The organism is Grimontia marina, assembly GCF_900060185.1.
Classification (GTDB): Bacteria; Pseudomonadota; Gammaproteobacteria; order Enterobacterales; family Vibrionaceae; genus Enterovibrio; species Enterovibrio marinus.
In genome coordinates, this window is the sequence record NZ_FIZY01000254.1 from 1 (window position 1) to 588 (window position 588).

Annotated in this window: 1 pseudogene; it reads left to right on the forward strand. The window is 61.9% G+C overall.

Annotated elements, in window-relative coordinates:
• Nucleotides 1-588, forward strand: a pseudogene (locus tag GMA8713_RS28920) (hypothetical protein); the annotation flags it as partial.

Below are 588 nucleotides of genomic sequence, written 5' to 3' on the forward strand. Positions count from 1 at the left end.
TGGGCGACGGCACCGCAGTCGGTGACACCATCACGGTCACCGATCAGGATGGCAATGAGGTGTACACCGCCACCATTACCCAGGACATGCTGGACAATGGGCTTAGCCTGTCTATCCCGGCCCCGGCAGATGGCACTGCCATCACCCTGACTGCCACCGTTACCGATCCGGCGGGCAACACCGCCGAAGGCTCTGACAGTGCGGTACTGAGCAGCGGCCCGGCGGCCCCAACGGTCACCATTACCGAAGATGCCAACGACGATGGCTACATCAATGACGCTGAGCTCGACGGTCAGGTAAACATCACCATTACCCTGGCAGCCGGCACTGAAGTAGGTGACACCATTGAAGTGACTGACCAGGGTGGCAATGTCATCTTCTCCGGCCCGGTCACTCAGGAGATGCTGGATAATGGCCTCGACCTGAGCATCGATCCGCCTGCCACCGGCACTGAGCTGGAAATCACCGCCACGGTCACCGACAGCGCCGGCAACAGCGCCGAAGGCACTGACTCCGCCACCCTGGATTACGGCGTGGGCACCGGTGCCCCGGCGGCGCCGACTGTCGTGATTGATGAAGATGCCAACA